The organism is Psychrobacter pygoscelis (genome assembly GCF_004335015.1).
In the GTDB taxonomy this organism is placed as follows: domain Bacteria; phylum Pseudomonadota; class Gammaproteobacteria; order Pseudomonadales; family Moraxellaceae; genus Psychrobacter; species Psychrobacter pygoscelis.
In genome coordinates this window covers 1-216 of record NZ_RQRU01000036.1, presented here as the reverse complement: position 1 = coordinate 216, position 216 = coordinate 1, and the positions used below count along the sequence as shown (strand labels likewise).

At 53.7% G+C, this 216-nt stretch carries 1 protein-coding gene; it reads left to right on the top strand.

The window, feature by feature from the left end:
• Positions 1–11: 11 nt before the first annotated feature.
• Positions 12–216 (top strand): hypothetical protein (locus EGV92_RS13790; protein WP_131669879.1); only part of this gene is annotated, 205 nt, incomplete at its 3' end.

Below are 216 nucleotides of genomic sequence, written 5' to 3'. Positions count from 1 at the left end.
AAGTCGCCCCCGTGACCCAAGCAATCATCGACGACGGAGTTGCCATTGAGATTGCCCCGGGCACTGAGGTTAGCGCTAGCGTCACTGACGCCGCCGGTAACCCCAGTCCTAACGCTACTGACAGAGCACCCCAAGCAGATACTATAGCGCCAATGATTACGACCACGTTACCAATTGCAGGCGACAACATTGTCAATAGTACTGAGCAAAAACATG